The sequence below is a fragment of the Rhodococcus aerolatus genome (assembly GCF_054783215.1).
Genome location: NZ_BAAGQZ010000002.1, coordinates 40996 through 59514, shown reverse-complemented (window position 1 = coordinate 59514; position 18519 = coordinate 40996). Strand labels below are relative to the sequence as shown.

Below are 18519 nucleotides of genomic sequence, written 5' to 3'. Positions count from 1 at the left end.
GGGCCGTACTGCCCCGGCTGACCGGGCTGCCCGGACTGTCCCGGCGGGGGGCCGTACGGGCCCTGCCCCCCTGGTGGCTGGCCCTGGCCCGGTGGCGGTGTGCTCACGGCGGTTCGTCCCCCTCGTCGCAGGTGCGGTGCCGGGACTGTATTGCCCGGGTCGCGCTCCCGGGGTCGATTCGCCGGGACTCGCCCGACCACCACCCGACCGCGCCGCCGCTGCCCGTGATCACGAGGACACCGGGGTCGTCCGGGCCGGGGACCGGTGCGCCGAGGTCCTGGTGAGCACCCCGGGCCGGGGCTCAGACCGCGGCGGCCTCGGCGGCGGGGCCGCGGAACGAGCGGCGGTACGCCTGCGGCGTCGTCCCCACCCGGCGGGTGAAGTGGTGGCGCAGCGTCGTCGCCGCGCCCAGGCCGGAGCGACGCGCCACCTCGTCGACGGCCAGGTCGGTCGTCTCCAGCAGCAGCTGCGCGCCGGCCACCCGCTGGCCGAGCAGCCAGGCGTGCGGGGTGGACCCCGTGGTGGCGCGGAAGTGGCGGGCGAAGCTGCGCGGCGACATCAGGGCGCGGGCGGCGAGCTGGTCGACGCTGAGGTCGACCTCGAGGTGCTCCTGCGCCCACGCCAGCACCGCGTGCAGGCCGGACGCCTCGTCGAGCTCGGGCACGGAGTGGGTGGCGAACTGGGACTGCCCGCCCTCGCGGTGCGGCGGGACGACCATGCGCCGGGCCACCGCGCTGGCCACGGCGGCCCCGTGCTCGCGGCGCAGGATGTGCAGGCAGGCGTCGATGCCGGCCGCGGTGCCCGCGCTGGAGAAGATCGGGTCGTCGTCGACGTAGAGCACGTCGGGGTCGACGGTGACGGCCGGGTACCGACGCTCCAGGTCCTCCGCCGAGTGCCAGTGGGTGGCGACGGTGCGCCCGTCGACCAGGCCGGACGCGGCCACCACGTACACCCCGGTGCAGTGGCTCATCACCCGCCCGCCGCGGGCGACGGTGTCGCGCAACGCCTGCAGGACCACCTCCGGCGGCCGGACGTCGGGGTCCTCCCAGCCGAGCACGCAGACCAGGTCGGCCGCGGCGAGCCGCTCGAGGCCGTGCTCGACGAGGATCGTCAGGCCCGTGTCGGTCCGCACCGGGCCGGGCTCGGCGCCGACGACGGCGAAGTCGTACGACGGCAGCCCGTCGGCGGACCGGTCGAAGCCGAACACCTCGGAGACCACCCCGAGCCCGAAGGACCCGACGCCGTCGTAGACCAGGGCGACCACGTTGCGCAGCACCGCACCATCATGGCAGGAAGTTGTCGACACGGGTCAGAAGTGCCACTCGTGCGGGGGACGGACGGGGACGACCGTGGTCGGCGGGGCCCCGGACCGCGGGCCCGTCGCGAAGGAGGACACCATGGCGCAGCTGACATCTCGGGGCACCGACCCGGCGCGGACGGGGGTCGCACCCGACGCGCGCGCGGCGCTGGCCGCGCTGGCCGAGGAGACCGCCTCCCTGCCCGACGCGCCGGCGGCCCGGTGGGCGCTGGCCGCGGCGGTCGTCGAGCTGGAGACCGCGCTCGGCGCCGGGCTGGGACCGGCCCACGCCGACCCGCTCGTGGTGCTGCAGCGGCGGTGGGCGCGGCTGCACCGCCTCGCCGGGCGGGCGGCCCCCGGCACGGTGGACCCGGGCCGGGTCCGGTTCCTGGCGGCCACGCTGCGAGCCACCACCCCGGCGGCGTGCCGTCCCAACCGGACCCGCCGCACGCGGCGCGGGCTGCGCACCGCCGTGGCGGGCTGGTGAGCGCGGGCGTGCTGTCCCTGCTGCTCGTCGTGCTCGGCACGCTCGGCGTCCTGGTCGCCGTCGGTCGCGCCGCGACGCCCGCGCCGGACCGGCCCCCGCTGCGGACGGTGCGGGCCCTGGACGTGGGCCGCGAGGCCCGGCGGGGCTGGCGACGGCTGGTGGAGCTGCACGAGCGCGCCACGCCGACCCGCTGGACGTGACGGTGCCTAGCCGAGCGCGTGGACCAGGGCGGTGAGCTCCGCGGCGTCGGGCACCCGGGGGGCGTTGCGGGTCACCGGGTCGGCCAGGGTGCGGGCGACGAGCTGGTCGACCCCCGCCCCGTCGAGGCCGCGGGCCCGCACCCCGGGGGGCAGCCCGACGTCCGCCGCCAGTGCGACGACGAGGTCGACGGCGTGGTGCGGGGTGACGGCGCCGAGCGCGGCCGCGGCGTCCGCGCCGGCAGTGGGGTCCGCACCCACCCCGAGCCGCAGCGCCGGCCCGGCCACGGCGGCCAGCGCCACCCCGTGCGGCGTGCCCGTCAGCGCGGTGAGCGAGTGCCCCAGCCCGTGCACCAGCCCGAGCCCGCTCAGGGTCAGCGCGCGCCCGGCCAGGTTGGCACCCAGCAGCATCGCGGCGCGGGCGTCCAGGTCGGACCCGTCGGCGACCGCGGCGCGCAGCGCGGGCACGGTGAGCCGCAACGACTCCCGCGCGAACGACCGCGACACCGGGGTGGCGCCCCGGGACAGCAGCGACTCCACCCCGTGGACGACGGCGTCGAACCCGGTGGCGGCGGTGGCCCCGGGCGGCAGGCCCAGCGTCAGCTCCGGGTCGAGCACCACGGCGACGGGCACGGTGCTCACGTCGCCGAGGTAGACCTTGCGGTGCGCCGCGTCCTCGCACACCCCGAACCCGTTGGTCTCCGCGCCGGTGCCTGCCGTGGTCGGCACCGCGACGACGGGCAGCCCGGGCGGGCCCGCCGTCCCCCGGGCCAGCTCCTCCGCCGAGCCGGCCCGGGTGACCAGCAGCGCCACGGCCTTGGCCGCGTCGAGCACCGACCCGCCCCCGACGGCGACGACCAGCTCCACCCGCGCCTCCCGGGCGTCCGCGGCGGCGACGTCCAGCGCCGCGGTGCTGGGGTTGGCGGGCACCCGGTCGTGGGTGGTGACGACCCGGGTGGCGAGCAGGGCCTCGACGCGGTCGACGATGCCCGCGGCGCGCACCCCGGGGTCGCTGAGGAGCAGGACCCGGTGGGCGTCGCCGACGAGCTCGTCGAGCCGGGCCAGGGTGCCCGGACCGGCGACGACCCGGCCGGTGGCGGGCTCGTCCCACCGGGCGTCGGCCAGGGCTGTGCGCGGCACCGCCGGGGCGGTCACGGTGCGCCCCAGCGGATCCAGGTGGTCTTGCGGGCGGAGTAGGCGTCGAGCGCGTGCAGCGACTTGTCCCGGCCCGCCCCGGTGTCGCCGAACCCGCCGAACGGGGTGACGATGCTCGACTCGTCGAAGGTGTTGACCCACACCACCCCCGCCCGCAGCCGGGCCGCCACGCGGTGGGCGGTGCCCAGGCGCTGCGTCCACACCGAGGCGGCGAGGCCGAAGCGGCTGTGGTTGGCGATCCGCACCCCCTCGTCCTCGTCGTCGAACGTGCTCACGGCCAGGACGGGGCCGAAGACCTCCTCCTGGGCGAGCTCGGCGTCCGGGTGCACGCCGGTGACGACCGTGGGCTCGTAGTAGCTGCCGCCCGCGACGGGGTCCGCGCGCCGCCCGCCGAGCACCACCCGGCCGGCGGCTCGCTGCACGTACCCGTCCACCGCGGCGAGCTGGGTCTCGTCGACGAGCGCGCCGAGGACGGTCGTCGGGTCGAGCGGGTCGCCGGGGACGAACGTCTCGCGGGTCAGCGCGCACACCCGGTCGACGAGCTCGTCGGCCAGCGAGGCGTGCACGACGAGCCGGGAGCCGGCGTTGCAGGTCTGCCCGGCGTTGTAGAAGATCCCCCACGCCACGGCCGAGGCCACCGCGTCCAGGTCGGTGTCACCGCCGACCGCGTCGGCGAGGACGAGCTGGGGGGACTTGCCGCCGGACTCGACGGCGACCTGCTTGCCGTTGGACTCCCCGGCGTAGCGCTGGAACAGCCGGGACACCGCCACCGAGCCGGTGAAGGCGATCTTGGCGACGCCGGGGTGCAGGCCCAGGGCGCGCCCCGCGGTCTCCCCGTGCCCGGTGACGACGTTGAGCACGCCGTCGGGGATCCCGGCCGCGGCCGCGGCCTCGGCGAGGACCAGGGCGGAGAGCGGGGACTGCTCGGCGGGCTTGAGCACCACCGTGTTCCCCGCGGCCAGCGCGGGTGCGATCTTCCAGGCCGCGATCATCGACGGGTAGTTCCACGGCACCACTGCGCCGACGACGCCGAGGGGCTCGCGGGTGACGAGGCCGAGCCGGCCCGCCGGGGTGGGGGCGACCTCGTCGTAGGTCTTGTCGACGGCCTCGGCGTACCAGCGCAGGGTCGCCGACACCGCGGCCGCGTCCACCCGCAGCGCCTCGGCGACCGGCTTGCCGGTGTCGAGGGTCTCGGCCAGCGCGACGTCGTCGGCGCGCAGGTCGACCTCGTCGGCGAAGCGCAGCAGCAGGGCCTTGCGGACGGCCGGGTCGACCGCGGCCCAGGCGGGGAAGGCCCGGGTGGCGGCGGCGACGGCGCGGTCGACGTCGACGGTGTCCCCCGCGGCGACGTCGGCCACGTGCCGGCCGTCGATCGGCGACGTGCTGGCGAAGGTGGCCCCGTCGGCCGCGGGGACGAAGGCCCCGTCGACGAACAGGCTGCGCCGCAGCGTGTGCGACGCGGCCCGGGCGTGCCAGTCGGTGGGCGCCAGCGTGGCGGTCACGCGTCCACCGCCATCGCCGCGACCGCGTCGTCGTCGAGCTCGATGCCGAGACCGGGGGCGTCGGGCACGCGCACGCACCCGTCGCCGTCGATCCCGAGGGGCCTGGTGAGCATGGCGTCCCTCCGCTCCGGGGTCCACCCGGGTGGGTCGTGGGGGTACTCGAAGTAGGGCCCGCCGCCGACGCCGGCGCAGACGGCCAGGTTGGCCAGCACCCCGATGCCGTTGGTCCAGCTGTGCGGGGTGAAGCGGCGACCGGCCAGCAGGGCCCGCTCGGCGACCGTGCGGGCCCGCGACATGCCCAGGGCCAGGACGACGTCCATCTGGTAGACGTCGAGCACGTCGTCGTCGAGCCAGCGGCCCACCTCGGTCAGCGAGTCCTGCATCTCCCCGGCGGCGACGCGGACCCCGGTCTCGGCGCGGAGCCGGCGGAAGCCGTCCGCGTCGGCGTAGGGCAGCGGCTCCTCGACCCAGCACACGTCCAGCTCGGCCAGCGCGGTGACCAGGCGGCGGACCGCGGGGTAGTCGGGGGCTTCGCGCAGGTCGCCGGCCATCCGCCACGACGAGTTGAGGTCGACCATGATCTCCATGGTGTCCCCGACCGCGTCGCGGGTGGCGGTGACGACGGCGAGCCCCTCCGCGGCCCGGTGCGGGTCGACGCGCAGCTTGAGCGCGCGGAACCCCTGCTCGCGCAGGACTATCGCGGACTCCGCCCGTTCCTGCGGCCCCTTGAACTCGCCGGTCGAGGCGTAGGCCGGGACCCGGTCGGCCGCCCCGCCGAGCAGGGTGGCGACGGGCAGCCCCGCGACCTTGCCGAGCAGGTCCCACAAGGCCACCTCCAGCGGCCAGTACCGGCCGCCGTGGGTGTGGATCGACTCCAGCGTGCGGACGTGGCGGCCGATCGCCAGCGGGTCCTCGCCGACGAAGAGGTGGGCGTGCGCCTCGAAGCCGGCCATGGTGTCGCCGGAGCCGATGCCCGTCACCCCCTCGTCGGTCTCGACGAGGACCACGGTGGCGTCGGCGTGGCGGCGGGGCACGGGGTCCCACGCCGCGAGGAAGGGCGGGTCCTCCAGCGGCACGCGCAGGCGCAGCAGCCGGATGTCGGTGATCTTCACGGGTGGTCCAGACGCAGGGGATCGGTGACCGCGTCCACGCTGACAGCGACGACCCGGGTGTGCAACGCTGGTTGCACGAGGATCAACCGCATCCCGCCGGCTCGATGCCGTCGTGGGCCCGCCGGGGGTGCATCGCGCCCGCGGGACGTGGTGACGAGGGGAGGGGTGCGGTGCCGAGCGGACGGAGCTACGGCTCGGGGCTGCGGCGCGACGCCGACCTGCTCGACGTGCTCGCCGACGCCCCGCCCGACGGCCTGGGGGTGACCGCCGTGGCGGAGCGCGCCGGCCGCGACAAGGCCCAGGTCTCCCGGGCGCTCGCGGCGCTGGCCGAGGCCGGGCTCGTCGACCGCGACCCCGACACGCTCACCTACCGCGTCGGCTCGCGGCTGTGGGCGATCGCCTCGCGGTCGGTGGAGACCCAGCTCGAGCGGGTGGCGGCCCCGTTCCTGCGCGAGGTCGTCGACGGCCTGCACGAGACCACCCACCTGTGCGTGCTGCGCTCGGGCGCGGTGCTCACGGTGCGCAGCGAGCTGCCCGCGCACGCCTTCCGCGGCCGCGGCTGGGAGGGCACCAGCGTCGACGCCCGGGCCACCTCCGCGGGGCACGCCCTGCTCGCCGACCTGGGCGGGACCGAGCTCGCCGCGTGGTGGGAGCGCCACCCCGCTCCCACCCCCGTCGTCGCGGGTCCGTCGGTGCTGCCCGCCCGCCCCGGGGCGCGGCCGGTGACCCTGGCCCGGCTCACCGAGCAGGTCACCGCAGTGCGCGCCCGCGGGTTCGCCGCGGTGGACGAGGAGTTCGAGCCCGGCCTGGTCGGTGTCTCCGCCCCGGTGCGCGACTTCCGGGGCCGCGTGGTGGCCGCGCTCAACGTCGCCGCGCCGAAGCCGCGCCTCGGTGAGCACCTCGACGTGGCGGGCGCCTTCACCGCACGGGTCGCGGCCCGGCTCTCCGCCGCCCTGGGCGCGGGCCGGGCAGCCCCGTGAGGTCCTACGCCGGCAGCAGGGACTCCACCGCGGCGAGCAGGCTGCGGGCGCAGAGCTCGCGGACCTCGTCGCGGGTCAGGGTGCGGCGCTCCAGCCAGTCGAGGCTGACGGTGACGACGAACGCCAGCCACCCGCGCACGGCGACGCGGACCACCTCGCTCTCCCCGTCAGGCAGCATCCCGGCCGCGCGCAGGCTGCCCAGGATGGTGTCCTCGTGCAGCCGGTTGTTCGCGGCGACGATGCGGCGGACGTCGAGGTCGGCGGCCAGCGAGGCCCCGTAGACCGCGCGGTAGCCGTCGGCGTGGCCCTCCACGTAGTCGAGGTAGCCGTCCAGGCCGCTGCGCAGCTGCTCGGCCACGGGCAGCGTGGGGTCGACGACGAGCAGCTCGCGCAGCGCGTCGGCCTCGGCGGCGATCATGGCGACGACGAAGTCCCGCTTGGTGGGGAAGTACCGGTAGAGCAGCCCGCGCGAGACCCCGGCGCGCTCGGCGATCTCCTCGATGCGCACCTGGCTGAACGGGGTACGGCTGAACAGCTCGGCGCCCAGGGTCAGCAGCTGGGCACGCCGGGCCTCGGGGGTCAGGCGGGTGCGTCCGGTGCGGGTCATGGCCCGCCGAGCGTACGGCCCCACCACCGTGCTTGACACGCGTTCAGCAGGGCAGCACGATCGTCCCTACTAGTGGACGCGCGTTCAACGAGGAGCCTGCCGGTGGACACCAGCACCCTGCCCCACCCGCCGCACCGGCTGCCGCTGCTGGGCGACGTCCTCGGCGCCCGCGCCTCGACCCCCGTGCAGGGCTCGATGTACTGGGGCTCCCGGCTCGGCCCCGTCTTCGTCCGCCGCATCATCGGCCAGGAGATCGTCTTCGTCTGCCGCGCCGACCTCGTGGCCGAGCTGTGCGACGAGCGACGCTTCGGCAAGGTCGTCGCCCTCGGGCTGCGCGGTCTGCGCCCCGTCGTCGGCGACGGCCTGTTCACCGCCCACACCCGCGAGCCGGCGTGGCGCGCCGCGCACGAGGTGCTGGCCCCCGCCTTCACCAAGCCCGCCATGCAGCGCTACCACGCGACGATGGTCGACGCGGCCCGCGAGCTGACCGACCGGTGGGACGCCGCCGAGGCCGCGGGCCGCCCGGTCGACGTCACCGCCGACACCACCCGGCTGACGCTGGAGACCATCGGCCGCACCGGGTTCGGCTACGACTTCGGGTCGTTCCACCGGGAGGACCCGCACCCCTTCGTCGCCGCCATGGTGCGCACCCTCGGCCACGCCCAGCGCACGTCGCACCAGCTGCCCGGCGCCCGCTGGCTCGCCCGCCGCGCCGAGGCCCGCAACCGGGCCGACATCGCGCTGATGAACGGCGTCGTCGACGAGGTGGTCGACGCGCGGCGCCGCGACGGGGCCACCCACACCGACGACCTGCTGGGCCGGATGCTGAACTCCCCCGACCCGCGCACCGGCGAGCTGCTCGACCCGGTCAACGTGCGCAACCAGGTCATCACGTTCCTCGTCGCGGGGCACGAGACCACCTCGGGCGGGCTGTCCTTCGCGCTCTACTACCTGGCCCGCCACCCCGAGGTGCTCCGCGCGGCGCAGGCCGAGGTGGACGCGACGTGGCCCGGGGAGTGCACGCCGGGGTTCGCGCAGGTGGCCAAGCTGCGGCTGGTGCGCCGGGTGCTCGACGAGGCGCTGCGGCTATGGCCCACCGCCCCGGCGTTCTTCCGGCAGGCCAAGGAGGCCACCGACGTCGGGGAGCTGCACTTCGAGCGCGGGGACTGGGCCAGCGTGCTGATCCCGCTGCTGCACCGCGACCCGTCGTGGGGCCCCGACCCGGAGACGTTCGACCCCGACCGGTTCCTGCCCGCCGCGGTGAAGGCCCGGCCCGCGCACGTCTACAAGCCGTTCGGCACCGGGGAGCGGGCGTGCATCGGACGGCAGTTCGCGCTGCACGAGTCGGTGCTGGTGCTGGCGACGATCCTGCACCGCTACGACCTGACGCCCGAGCCGGGCTACACGCTGCGGGTGCAGGAGCTGCTGACCCTCAAGCCGGAGGGCTTCCGGCTCACCCTGACCCGACGCTCCCGCCCCGCCGCCACCACTGCCACCGCATCGCGCGGGCTCGACGTCGCTGCGGAGCCCGCTGGGGTGCATCCAGCCCGCTGAACGCAGCGAGCGGGCCTACCGTGCGGCCCCGTGGCGGCCCCGTCCGCCGACGAACGACGCGGCCCCGGCCAGGGTGTCGGCGGCGAGCGAGCGCTGCCCGTGCTCCCACTCGTTCTCGATCGCGCCCGCGACGTCCAGCGCGCCCTGCTCGAGCACCGACGCCCGGTCCTCGCGCAGGCACGTCTGGGGCAGCGCGGCGAGCTGCTCGGCCAGCGCCACCGCCTCGGCCAAGGCCTGCCCCGGGGCGCTGACCCGGTTCGCCAACCCCATCCGGTGCGCCTCGTCCGCGCCGACCGCCCGGCCGGTGAGCACCAGGTCGAGCGCGTGGGACTGCCCGACGAGCCGCGGCAGCCGCACCGTGCCGCCGTCGATCAGCGGCACGCCCCAGCGGCGGCAGAACACGCCGAACACGGCGTCCGGGTCGGCCACCCGCAGGTCGCACCACAGCGCCAGCTCGAGCCCGCCGGCCACGGCGTGCCCCTCGACCGCGGCGACGACGGGCTTGCCCAGCGCGAGCCGGGTGGGACCCATGGGCGCAGGCCCGGGCTCCTGCGGTGCCCGCGCCGTCATCCGGCCCTCGGCCACTGCGCCGAGATCGGCCCCGGCGCAGAAGGTCCCGCCTGCCCCGGTCAGCACCGCGACGTGTGCGCCCGCGTCGGCGTCGAAGGCCAGGAACGCGTCGTGCAGCGCCTCGGCGTGCGGGGTGTCGACCGCGTTGCGCACCTCGGGACGGTCGATCGTCACGACCGTCACCGGCCCGCGGCGCTCCACGTGGACGGTCACCTCAGCCGACCTTCGGGGTGTGGCGGGCGATGATCGACGTGGTGTCGACCCCACGGGGCAGGGTGCCGTAGACCCCGGAGTGGTCCCCGGTGAGCCGGCTGGCGCAGAACGCGTCCGCGACCGCCGGGTGGCCGTGCCGCACCAGCAGCATCCCCTGCAGCGCGGTCGCCATGAGCCCCACCACCCGCCGGGCCCGGTGCTCGAGCCCGTCGAGGTCGGCCAGCTCGGTCTTGAGCCGGGCCACCCCCTCGTCGAGCCGCGCGTCCCCGCCCGCCGCGGAGTCCAGCTCGTCGAGCAGCACCGCCACCGTCTCCGGGGAGCGCGCCATGGCCCGCAGCGCGTCGAGCGCGGCCACGTTGCCCGAGCCCTCCCACACGCTGAGCAGCGGCGCCTCCCGGTACAGCTTCGGCATGCCCGACGCCTCGACGTAGCCGTTGCCGCCCAGGCACTCCAGCGCCTCCGCCGCGTGCCCGGGGCCCCGCTTGCACACGTGGTACTTGCTCACGGCCAACGCGATCCGGCGCAGCACCGCAGCCCGGTCGTCGCCCACCAGCGCCGCGTCGGTCAGCCCGGCCAGCCACATCCCCACCGTCGTGGCCGCCTCGGACTCCACCGCGAGGTCGGCGAGCACGTTGGCCATGAGCGGCTGGTCGACGAGCTGGCGGCCGAACGCGGCGCGGTGGGTGGCGTGGTGGACGGCCTGCTGCGCGCCCACCCGCATGCCCGTGGCCGAGCCGAGCACGCAGTCGAGCCGGGTCTGGTTGACCATCTCGATGATGGTGCGCACCCCGCGGCCCTCCTCGCCGACCAGGTGCGCGACGGCCTCGTCGTACTCCACCTCCGACGAGGCGTTGGAGTGGTTGCCCAGCTTGTCCTTCAGCCGCTGCAGCAGCATCGGGTTGCGGGTGCCGTCGGGCAGCACCCGGGGCAGCAGGAAGCACGACAGACCGCCCGGGGCCTGGGCGAGGACGAGGAACAGGTCCGACATCGGCGCGGAGGTGAACCACTTGTGCCCGGTGAGCCGCCACGACCCGTCGGCCTGCGGCACGGCCCGGGTGGTGCCGGCGCGGACGTCGGAGCCGCCCTGCTTCTCCGTCATCGACATGCCCGCGGTCAGCCCCGACTTCGCCAGCGGCGCAGCGCTGCTCGGGTCGTAGCGCCGCGAGGTCAGCAGCGGCTCGTAGGCCGCGGCCAGCCCGGGGTCCGCGCGCAGCGCCGGCACCACGGCGTAGGTCATCGAGATGGGGCAGGAGTGCCCGGCGTCGACGGAGCCCCACACGAGGAACTTCGCCGCCCGCGCGGCGTGGGCGGCCGGGCGCTCGTCGGCCCACGGGGCGCCGTGCAGGCCGTGGCCGACGGCGGTGGCCATGAGCCGGTGGTAGGCCGGGTCGTACTCCACCCGGTCGACGCGGTGGCCGTAGCGGTCGTGGGTCGCCAGCACCGGGGGGTGCGCCTCGGCGAGGTCGCCCCAGCCGCGCGCCTCCTCGCTGCCGGCGAGCCGACCGAGCTCGTGCACCTCGTCGGCGGCCCAGCCGGCCCCGGCGCGGTGCAGCGCCTCGAGCAGCGCGGGGTGCTCAGCCTCGTCGTGCCCCAGCAGCGGCGGCACCTGGTTGGTGACCTCGTGGGTGATCATCGTGGCGGCCTCCGATGGCGCGGGTGGTGAACAGGGTGAGCGAGTCGACGGTGCCGGGGGTGGCGCCGGGCCCGGCGTGCCCGGCGGCGAGCGGGGCCACCAGCGCCTCGGCGATCGCGCCGATCACGCCTGCCGCCGTGGTCGCCGTGTCCTGCGCGGGCACCTGCCCCGCGGCGACGCCCGCGTCGAGCAGGGTGGTGAGCAGGTCCCGGTAGGCGGCGCGGAACGCGAGGCGCTCGACGTCGACGAGCGGGTCCACGGGCTCGACGAGCAGGGCGTGGGCCAGCCGGGGGGCGGCCAGGGCGCGTCGGGCGAAGGTCCCCACCGCCGCGGTCAGCCGGGTGCACACGCAGCCGTCGACCTCCGCGGCGTCGGTGAACGCCCGGACCTCGCGCGCACACGCCACCCGGAACACCTCGGCGAAGAGCTCCCCCTTGCCGGGCCAGAAGCGGTAGACGGTGCCCGTGCCCACCCCGGCGCGGGCGGCCAGCGCGGTCACCGTGCACCCGGCGTAGCCGTGCTCGGCCACCAGCGCGTGGGCGGCGGACAGCAGCTCGGCCCGGGTGGCGTCGAGCCGCGCCTGCACCGCGGGGGTGCGTCGGTAGGCCACGCCAAGCAGTGAACCACGATTCCGAGCTTGCGAGGAACCCCTGAACCCGGGTTCCGATCTTGCGTCACCTGCTCGTCACACGGTCCCGCGAGACTGGGGCCCATGTCAGCCCCGAACAGCCTCCCGCTGCGCCAGGACTCCGACTCCCCGGACACCGACGTCCCGCTGCGCGACGACATGCGCCTGCTCGGCGAGGTCCTCGGCCGCGTGGTCCGCGAGCAGGCGGGCGAGGAGGTCTTCGACCTCGTCGAGACCACCCGCGTCGAGGCCTTCAAGGTCCGTCGCAGCGAGGCCCAGCGCGAGGGCCTGGCCGCCACGCTGGCCGAGCTCAGCGCGCCCGACGCGGTGCACGTGATCCGCGCGTTCAGCCACTTCTCGCTGCTGGCCAACCTGGCCGAGGACCTGCACCACGAGCGCCGCCGCACCCACCACCGCCGGGCGGGCTCGCCGCCGCAGCAGGGCACCCTGGCCGCGGCCTTCGCCGCCATCGACGCCGCCGGGGTCGACGAGGCCACCGTGGTCCGCGAGCTCGCCGGCGCGCTGGCCGCCCCCGTCATCACCGCCCACCCCACTGAGGTGCGCCGCCGCACCGTGTTCGGGGTGCAGCGCCACGTCACCGAGCTCATCCGCCGCCGCGACGCGGGCCTGGTCGAGCCCGACGACCAGGACCGGTGGGACGCCGACCTGTGGCGCAGCGTGCTCACCCTCTGGCAGACCGCGCTGCTGCGGCTGTCCCGGCTGCGGCTGACCGACGAGATCGAGGAGGGCCTGCGCTACTACGGCCTGTCGCTGTTCGAGGTCGTCCCGGCCATCAACGCCGACCTGCGCGCCCAGCTGGCGCAGCGCTGGCCCGACGCCGACCTGCTCCCGCAGCCGATGCTGCGGCCCGGCTCGTGGATCGGCGGGGACCGGGACGGCAACCCCAACGTCACCGCCGACGCCGTCACCCACGCGACCCGCCGCGCCGCGGCCACCGCGCTGGAGCACCACCTCGGCGAGCTCGAGGCCCTCGGCGCGGAGCTCTCCATCTCCGACCGCCTGGTCACCCCCACCCCCGAGCTCGTCGCCCTGGCCGAGGTGTCCGGGGACGACTCCCCCTTCCGCGTCGACGAGCCCTACCGCCGCGCGCTCAAGGGGATGGGCGCCCGGCTGCGCGCGACCGCGGCCGTCGCCGCCGGGCAGGAGCCCGAGACCGACCCCAGCCGGGAGACCGTCTCCGCGCCCTACGCCACACCCGGGGACCTCATCGCCGACCTCGACGTCATCGCCACCTCGCTGCGCAGCCACGGGGCGGGACCGCTGGCCGACGACCGGCTCACCCGGCTGCGCTGCGCGGTGGAGGTGTTCGGCTTCCACCTCTCCAGCCTCGACCTGCGCCAGGGCGCGGAGGTGCACGAGGAGGTCGTCGGTGAGCTGCTGGCGTGGGCGGGGGTGTGCGCGGACTACGCCGGGCTCGACGAGGACGCCCGGGTGGCGCTGCTGGCCGAGGAGCTGACGCTGCGCCGACCCCTGGTGCGGGAGGACGCCGAGCTCAGCGACCTCGCCACCAGCGAGCTGGCCATCGTCCGGGCCGCGGCGCGCGCCGTCCGGGTGCTCGGCCCGCTGGCCGTGCCCACCTACGTGATCTCCATGTGCTCGTCGGTCTCCGACCTGCTGGAGGTGGCGGTGCTGCTCAAGGAGGTCGGCCTGCTGGTGCCGGGCCTCGGCGACGCCCCGCCGACGTGCTCGGTGGCCATCTCCCCGCTGTTCGAGACGATCGAGGACCTGCGCTCGGCCGCCCCCACCCTGCGCGCCGCGCTCGAGCTGCCGCTCTACCGCGCGCTCGTCGGCTCCGGCGCGGACCGCCAGGAGGTGATGCTCGGCTACAGCGACTCCAACAAGGACGGCGGCTACCTGGCCTCGACGTGGGCGCTGTACCGGGCCGAGCTGGAGCTGGTGGAGGTGGCGCGCGAGCACGGGGTCCGGCTGCGGCTCTTCCACGGCCGCGGCGGCGCGGTGGGGCGCGGCGGCGGGCCCAGCTACGAGGCCATCCTCGCCCAGCCGCCCGGGGCGGTGGCGGGGTCGCTGCGCATCACAGAGCAGGGCGAGGTCATCGCGGCCAAGTTCGCCGAGCCCGGCCTGGCCCGGCGCAACCTCGAGGCGCTGGTCGCCGCGACGCTGGAGTCCTCGCTGCTCGACGTCGAGGGCCTCGGCGACACCGCGGAGGACGCCTACCGGGTGCTCGACGACCTGGCCGAGCGGGCCCGGCTGGCTTACCGGGGGCTGGTGCACGAGACGGACGGGTTCGTCGAGTTCTTCAAGGCCGCCACCCCGCTGACGGAGCTGGGCGAGCTCAACATCGGCAGCCGGCCGCCGTCGCGCAAGAAGGGCGACCGCATCGAGGACCTGCGCGCCATCCCGTGGGTGTTCTCCTGGTCGCAGGCGCGGATCATGCTGCCCGGCTGGTACGGCACCGGCACCGCGCTGCAGGACTGGGTCGACGCCGAGGGCCCGGACGCCGCCGACGCGCGGCTGGCGCAGCTGCGGGACCTGCACGGCCGCTGGGGGTTCCTGCGCACGGTGCTGTCCAACATGGGCATGGTCATGGCCAAGACCGACCTGGGCATCGCCGCGGAGTACGCCGGGCTGGTCGAGGACCCGGCGCTCCGCGAGCGGGTGTTCGGGGCGATCACCGCCGAGCACGAGCGGACCCTGCGGATGTACCTGGCCATCACCGGCGACGAGCACCTGCTGGCGGACAACCCGGCGCTGCGCCGCTCCATCCACAACCGGTTCCCCTACCTCGAGCCGCTGAACCACCTGCAGGTGGAGCTGTTGCGGCGGTGGCGCTCCGGGGACCAGTCGGAGAAGGTCAAGCACGGCATCCACCTGTCGATCAACGGCCTGGCCACGGCGCTGCGCAACTCCGGGTAGGCGCCGGCCGTCGTGCTGCCGAGCGCCGGTGTGTCGCGGGCCTGAGGCGGTCCTCGGCGCCACACACCGGCGCTCGACCAGCCCGCCGGGCAGGCTCCCCGGCCGGCTCACAGGCCACGGCCAGGAACCGTCCCTACCGTGGGCCCCGTGAGCGCCTCCCCCGTCCTGCTGCTGCACGGCCAGCCCGGCTCCGGTGCCGACTTCGCCGAGGTCGTCGACGCCCTGCCCGCCGGCACCCGGGTGCTGGCCCCCGACCGCCCGGGCTACGGCGACAACCCGCTGCCCGCCGCGGGGTACGAGGCCAACGCGCGCTGGGCGCTGGCGCAGCTCGACGCGGCCGGCATCGAGCGGGCCGTCCTCGTCGGGCACTCCTGGGGCGGCGGGGTCGCCGTCACCGCCGCGGCCCTGGCCCCGGAGCGGGTGCAGGGACTGGTGCTGCTCGCCTCCGTGGGGCCGGGCTGCGTGGCGCTGAGCGACCGGGTGCTCGCCGGGCCCGTCACCGGCGAGGTCGCCGCCGTCGTCGCGTGGCGGCTGACGCCCTGGCTGGCCCGCCGGGTGGTGCGCCGGCGCGTGCAGAGCCTGGGGCGTCCGCTGGAGGCGCACGAGGACGTCTACTCGCAGACGTGGGCCGAGGCCGGGCACGCCCACGGCGCGGTGTGGCGCAGCTTCCTCACCGAGCAGCGCGAGCTCGTCGCCGCCGAGGCCACCCTCGGCGCCCGCCTCGCCGACGTCCGCGCGCCCACGCTCGTCCTCGGGGACCCCGACGACCAGGTCGTCCCGCACGCCGCGGCCCGCGCGCTGCACGAGGGCATCGCCGGGTCACGGCTGCGGGCCACCCCCGGGTCCGGGCACCACGTGCCGCGCCGGGCCCCGGTCGAGGTGGCCCGGGCGGTCGCGGACGTCACTGCGGTCGCTGCGGACTCTGCGGCCGCTGACGCCCGCACCGCGCCCTGACCGCGGCGCACGGCATGCTGCGGGGGTGAGCGAGGGCCGGGACCTGGGGGAGCGGGCCCACGCCCTCACCGAGACCGACGCCTTCGAGACCGTGGCCCGTGTCGGGTACGCGGTCCGCGGTCTGGTCAACGTGCTGCTCGGCGTCATCGTGGTGCGGGTGGCGCTCGGTGCGCGCGCCGACGAGGCCGAGCAGTCCTCGGCCCTGGAGCAGGTGGCCGGCGCACCGTTCGGCCGGGTCGCGCTCGTCGTCGGCGTCGTCGGTCTGCTGGCCCTGGGCCTGGAGCGGCTGACGGAATCCGTGTGGGGCACCCGCGACCTGCAGGGCTGGCGACGGGTGCTGCGCGGCACCCGCACCGCCGCGAAGGGCGCGGTCTACCTGGCGCTGTCCGTGGTCACCGCGTCGGTCGCGGTGCGCGGCCGGGGCGACGGCTCGCAGCAGACCGTCGACCTGACCACCGTCGCCCTGGCCCAGCCCGGCGGGCGGCTGCTCGTCGGCGCGGTCGGCCTCGGCGTGCTCGGGGTCGCGGTCTACCTGGTGGACAAGGGCGTGCGCCGCCGCTTCCTGCGCGACCTCGCCGGGGGCACCACCGGCGACCTCGGTCGGGTGACGGTCGTCGTCGCCACGGTCGGCTACCTCGCCAAGGGGGTGGCGTACGGGATCGTCGGGGTGCTCGTCGTGGTCGCGGCCGTGCAGGCGGACCCGACGGAGGCCAGCGGCACCGCCGGGGCGGTCGCGGTGCTCGACCGGGCCCCCGGCGGGACCGTGCTGCTGGCCGTGGTCGGCGTCGGCTTCGTCGCCTACGGGCTGTACTGCGCGGTCAGGGCGCGCCACGCCCGGATGTGAGGCTGTGAACGGAACCTCGCGTCCTGGGTCCAGTTGTCACACACGGAAGCCCTCGACGACGGCGGCCATGTCGTCCCCGCCGCGGCCCGCGTCGGACGCCGCGGCCAGCGCCTCGACCACCCCGGCCATGACCCCGCCCTGCAGCGCGTGCGCGGCCAGCGCGTCGTGGATGAGGCGGGCGTCCTTGAGCGCCCCGTCGACGCTGAACGCGACGTCGCCGTAGCCGTCCCCCGCGGCCGCCGCAGCCATGGCCCGGCCCTTGAGCTGGGCGTACTCGCTGTTCTGCGGGCCGCGGGAGATGGCGTCGAGGAACTGGGCCGGGTCGAGGTCGAGCGCCCGGGCCAAGGCCACGGACTGCCCGGTGGCGGCGGTGATGCTGGCGATCCAGGCGTTGCACACGAGCTTGAACCCGCTGGCCGTGCCCGCGTCGGGACCGAGCCACACGGTGCGCTGGCCGATCGCGTCGCACACCGGGGCCACCCGGGCCTCGAGGTCGGGGTCACCGGAGCAGAACACCTGCAACGCGCCCTGCTCGGCGGGCCCGGCCGTGCCCAGGACGGGCGCGTCGACGAAGGCCACGTCGTGCTCGGCGGCGAGCGCGGCCAGCCGGGCGGTGCCCTCGAGGCCGGCGGTGGTGGTCTGCAGCCACACCGCCCCCGCGGGCCAGGCGCCGTCGCCGAGCGGACCGGCCAGGGTGTCGGCCACGGTGGCCGCGTCGAACAGCATGGTGACGACGACCTCGGCGCCGTCCAGGGCCGTCGCCAGGTCGGCCGCGACCCGTGCGCCGTCGTCGGCGAGCGGCGCCGCCTTGTCCGCGGTGCGGTTCCAGGCGGTGACGTCGTGCCCGGCGCGCAGCAGCGAGTTCACCATCCCGGTGCCCATCACTCCGGTGCCCAGCAGGGTGACCCTCATCGCGTGCTCCTCAGCTCTCGTCGTGGCCGGCGGCGAGCGCCGCGGCCTTGGCCTGCGACCAGGTGCCCACCTGGTTGCGCAGCGTCTGCCCGCTCGGGGCGCCCGGGGTGCGCCGCGCCCACGCCTGGTAGTCCACGTAGGACCCGGTGGCGGCGGGGTCGTCGAGGTAGCGGACCACCGCGGCGAGCACCGTCTCCCGGGTGAAGCCGCCCGACCCGCGGGCGCGGCCCTCCCGGACGGCGAGCCCGGCGGCCGCGCAGGCGGCGTTCCAGGACCCGGCGCGCTGCACCACCCGGGCGCTCGACGGTCCACCGTGGACGTCGGCGGCGGCGTCGTAGCGGGCCACCGAGAGCGGCTCCCCCAGGGCGGCCGCGGCCCGGCGCAGCGCGGCGTGCACGTCGGCGTCGGTGAAGTCGGCGGCCCGGGCGCGCACGTCGGTGAGCAGCCGGCCCGCGTCGTCGCCCAGCGCGGCGGTGACGTCCTCGGGGGCGACGCCGAGGGCCTGCGCGGCGGCGGCCCGCGTGGTCCCGGGGTGGGCCCGGACCCAGGCGCGGACCTGCTCGGCCGTCACAGGCTGATCGCGAGGCCCACGGTGCCCGCGCTGCCGCGCCGCAGCCGCGACGCCGTCATGACCAGGAACCCGCGCAGCCCGTACTTGGCCCGGATCGCGCGACGGGCCCGCTCGGTGCCGTCGGCGTCGAGCACCCGCGCGGTGCCGCGGACCTCCGGGCCCTCGGGGGTGCCGCGCACGCTGCACCGGGCCAGGGTGACCTCGCCGGAGCGGCGGACCCGCTTGACCTTGCCGGAGTCGGCGACGGTCCAGACCAGCAGCTCGTCGCCGTCGCGGGCCGCCCACACCGGGGTGGGCACGGCCGCGCCGCTGCGCCGGAACGTCGTCAGCAGCACGTACTCCGCCGCCGCCATGCTCGCCAGGTCCTCGGCCACGGCCCCGATGCTAGGCGTCACTACGGTGGGCGGC

Annotated in this window: 18 protein-coding genes; 7 read left to right on the top strand and 11 right to left on the bottom strand. The window is 76.6% G+C overall.

The annotated features are described in order from the left end of the window. Window positions 1-301: 301 nt before the first annotated feature. A complete protein-coding gene (locus tag ACYVOF_RS01330; RefSeq protein ID WP_460863573.1) occupies window positions 302-1276 on the bottom strand; it encodes a helix-turn-helix domain-containing protein in 975 nt (324 codons plus the stop codon). A gap of 121 nt (window positions 1277-1397) precedes the next feature. Here ACYVOF_RS01330 and ACYVOF_RS01325 point away from each other — a divergent pair, with 121 nt between their 5' ends. Both ACYVOF_RS01325 and ACYVOF_RS01320 read left to right on the top strand, forming a co-directional pair. Next, complete coding sequence (locus ACYVOF_RS01325; protein WP_460863571.1) at window positions 1398-1784, top strand: hypothetical protein; 387 nt, start codon at window positions 1398-1400, stop codon at window positions 1782-1784. Beyond that, window positions 1781-1984, top strand: coding sequence for a hypothetical protein (locus ACYVOF_RS01320; RefSeq protein ID WP_460863570.1), 204 nt, complete (start codon window positions 1781-1783; stop codon window positions 1982-1984). Before ACYVOF_RS01325 ends, ACYVOF_RS01320 begins: the two co-directional genes overlap by 4 nt. Before the next feature lie 6 nt (window positions 1985-1990). Here the strand turns inward: ACYVOF_RS01320 and ACYVOF_RS01315 are convergent, their stop codons facing one another. The 3 genes from ACYVOF_RS01315 to ACYVOF_RS01305 are packed head-to-tail and all read right to left on the bottom strand — an operon-like array spanning window position 1991 to window position 5750. Beyond that, entirely contained in the window at window positions 1991-3136 is a 1146-nt protein-coding gene (locus ACYVOF_RS01315) for an iron-containing alcohol dehydrogenase family protein (protein ID WP_460863568.1), read from the bottom strand. Further along, a complete protein-coding gene (locus ACYVOF_RS01310; RefSeq protein WP_460863566.1) occupies window positions 3133-4638 on the bottom strand; it encodes an aldehyde dehydrogenase family protein in 1506 nt (501 codons plus the stop codon). Before ACYVOF_RS01310 ends, ACYVOF_RS01315 begins: the two co-directional genes overlap by 4 nt. Then, a complete protein-coding gene (locus ACYVOF_RS01305; protein WP_460863564.1) occupies window positions 4635-5750 on the bottom strand; it encodes a mandelate racemase/muconate lactonizing enzyme family protein in 1116 nt (371 codons plus the stop codon). The genes ACYVOF_RS01310 and ACYVOF_RS01305 overlap by 4 nt, the downstream gene beginning before the upstream one ends. A 170-nt stretch (window positions 5751-5920) precedes the next feature. Here ACYVOF_RS01305 and ACYVOF_RS01300 point away from each other — a divergent pair, with 170 nt between their 5' ends. Next, window positions 5921-6730 (top strand): IclR family transcriptional regulator, encoded by an 810-nt coding sequence (locus tag ACYVOF_RS01300; RefSeq protein WP_460863562.1) that lies wholly within the window; start codon window positions 5921-5923, stop codon window positions 6728-6730. Window positions 6731-6734: 4 nt separating this feature from the next. On the opposite strand, the gene ACYVOF_RS01295 is transcribed toward ACYVOF_RS01300, so the two are convergent. Next, entirely contained in the window at window positions 6735-7337 is a 603-nt protein-coding gene (locus ACYVOF_RS01295) for a TetR/AcrR family transcriptional regulator (RefSeq protein WP_460863560.1), read from the bottom strand. Window positions 7338-7433: 96 nt separating this feature from the next. Here ACYVOF_RS01295 and ACYVOF_RS01290 point away from each other — a divergent pair, with 96 nt between their 5' ends. Beyond that, the gene (locus tag ACYVOF_RS01290) at window positions 7434-8891 is read left to right on the top strand and encodes a cytochrome P450 (protein WP_460863660.1); all 1458 of its coding nucleotides are present in this window, start codon (window positions 7434-7436) and stop codon (window positions 8889-8891) included. Between the two features lie 15 nt (window positions 8892-8906). Here ACYVOF_RS01290 and ACYVOF_RS01285 read toward each other — a convergent pair whose 3' ends face one another. The 3 genes from ACYVOF_RS01285 to ACYVOF_RS01275 are packed head-to-tail and all read right to left on the bottom strand — an operon-like array spanning window position 8907 to window position 11917. After that, window positions 8907-9674, bottom strand: a complete 768-nt coding sequence (locus ACYVOF_RS01285) for a crotonase/enoyl-CoA hydratase family protein (RefSeq protein ID WP_460863559.1) — start codon at window positions 9672-9674, stop codon at window positions 8907-8909. Between the two features lies 1 nt (window position 9675). Then, window positions 9676-11307, bottom strand: coding sequence for an acyl-CoA dehydrogenase family protein (locus ACYVOF_RS01280; RefSeq protein ID WP_460863558.1), 1632 nt, complete (start codon window positions 11305-11307; stop codon window positions 9676-9678). Further along, the gene (locus tag ACYVOF_RS01275) at window positions 11249-11917 is read right to left on the bottom strand and encodes a TetR/AcrR family transcriptional regulator (RefSeq protein ID WP_460863556.1); all 669 of its coding nucleotides are present in this window, start codon (window positions 11915-11917) and stop codon (window positions 11249-11251) included. Before ACYVOF_RS01275 ends, ACYVOF_RS01280 begins: the two co-directional genes overlap by 59 nt. A gap of 102 nt (window positions 11918-12019) precedes the next feature. Between ACYVOF_RS01275 and ppc the strand changes: the two genes are divergently transcribed. The 3 genes from ppc to ACYVOF_RS01260 all read left to right on the top strand — a co-directional run bounded on the left by ppc (window position 12020) and on the right by ACYVOF_RS01260 (window position 16628). Further along, complete coding sequence (gene ppc / locus ACYVOF_RS01270; RefSeq protein WP_460863555.1) at window positions 12020-14830, top strand: phosphoenolpyruvate carboxylase; 2811 nt, start codon at window positions 12020-12022, stop codon at window positions 14828-14830. Between the two features lie 147 nt (window positions 14831-14977). Then, window positions 14978-15784: an alpha/beta fold hydrolase gene (locus ACYVOF_RS01265; protein ID WP_460863553.1), complete on the top strand. Its 807-nt coding sequence runs from the start codon at window positions 14978-14980 to the stop codon at window positions 15782-15784. 25 nt (window positions 15785-15809) lie between these two features. Continuing rightward, window positions 15810-16628 carry a DUF1206 domain-containing protein gene (locus ACYVOF_RS01260; RefSeq protein WP_460863551.1) on the top strand — a complete coding sequence of 273 codons (819 nt, stop codon included), beginning with the start codon at window positions 15810-15812 and terminating at the stop codon, window positions 16626-16628. A 36-nt stretch (window positions 16629-16664) separates the two neighbouring features. On the opposite strand, the gene ACYVOF_RS01255 is transcribed toward ACYVOF_RS01260, so the two are convergent. From ACYVOF_RS01255 to ACYVOF_RS01245, 3 genes are read right to left on the bottom strand one after another with little or no spacing between them, the layout of a single operon-like run. Continuing rightward, window positions 16665-17540: an NAD(P)-dependent oxidoreductase gene (locus ACYVOF_RS01255; protein WP_460863550.1), complete on the bottom strand. Its 876-nt coding sequence runs from the start codon at window positions 17538-17540 to the stop codon at window positions 16665-16667. Between the two features lie 10 nt (window positions 17541-17550). Beyond that, window positions 17551-18111: a homing endonuclease associated repeat-containing protein gene (locus ACYVOF_RS01250; RefSeq protein ID WP_460863548.1), complete on the bottom strand. Its 561-nt coding sequence runs from the start codon at window positions 18109-18111 to the stop codon at window positions 17551-17553. Further along, window positions 18108-18464 (bottom strand): PPOX class F420-dependent oxidoreductase, encoded by a 357-nt coding sequence (locus ACYVOF_RS01245; protein ID WP_460863658.1) that lies wholly within the window; start codon window positions 18462-18464, stop codon window positions 18108-18110. Before ACYVOF_RS01245 ends, ACYVOF_RS01250 begins: the two co-directional genes overlap by 4 nt. Window positions 18465-18519 lie beyond the last annotated feature (55 nt).

What these genes read in the sequence shown, in the direction of transcription:
- ACYVOF_RS01280 (WP_460863558.1), bottom strand. Translation starts at nt 11,307, where the DNA reads ATGATCACCCACGAGGTCACCAACCAGGTGCCGCCGCTGCTGGGGCAC.
- ACYVOF_RS01255 (WP_460863550.1), bottom strand. Translation starts at nt 17,540, where the DNA reads ATGAGGGTCACCCTGCTGGGCACCGGAGTGATGGGCACCGGGATGGTG.
- ACYVOF_RS01325 (WP_460863571.1), top strand. Translation starts at nt 1,398, where the DNA reads ATGGCGCAGCTGACATCTCGGGGCACCGACCCGGCGCGGACGGGGGTC.
- ACYVOF_RS01295 (WP_460863560.1), bottom strand. Translation starts at nt 7,337, where the DNA reads ATGACCCGCACCGGACGCACCCGCCTGACCCCCGAGGCCCGGCGTGCC.
- ACYVOF_RS01245 (WP_460863658.1), bottom strand. Translation starts at nt 18,464, where the DNA reads ATGGCGGCGGCGGAGTACGTGCTGCTGACGACGTTCCGGCGCAGCGGC.
- ppc (WP_460863555.1), top strand. Translation starts at nt 12,020, where the DNA reads ATGTCAGCCCCGAACAGCCTCCCGCTGCGCCAGGACTCCGACTCCCCG.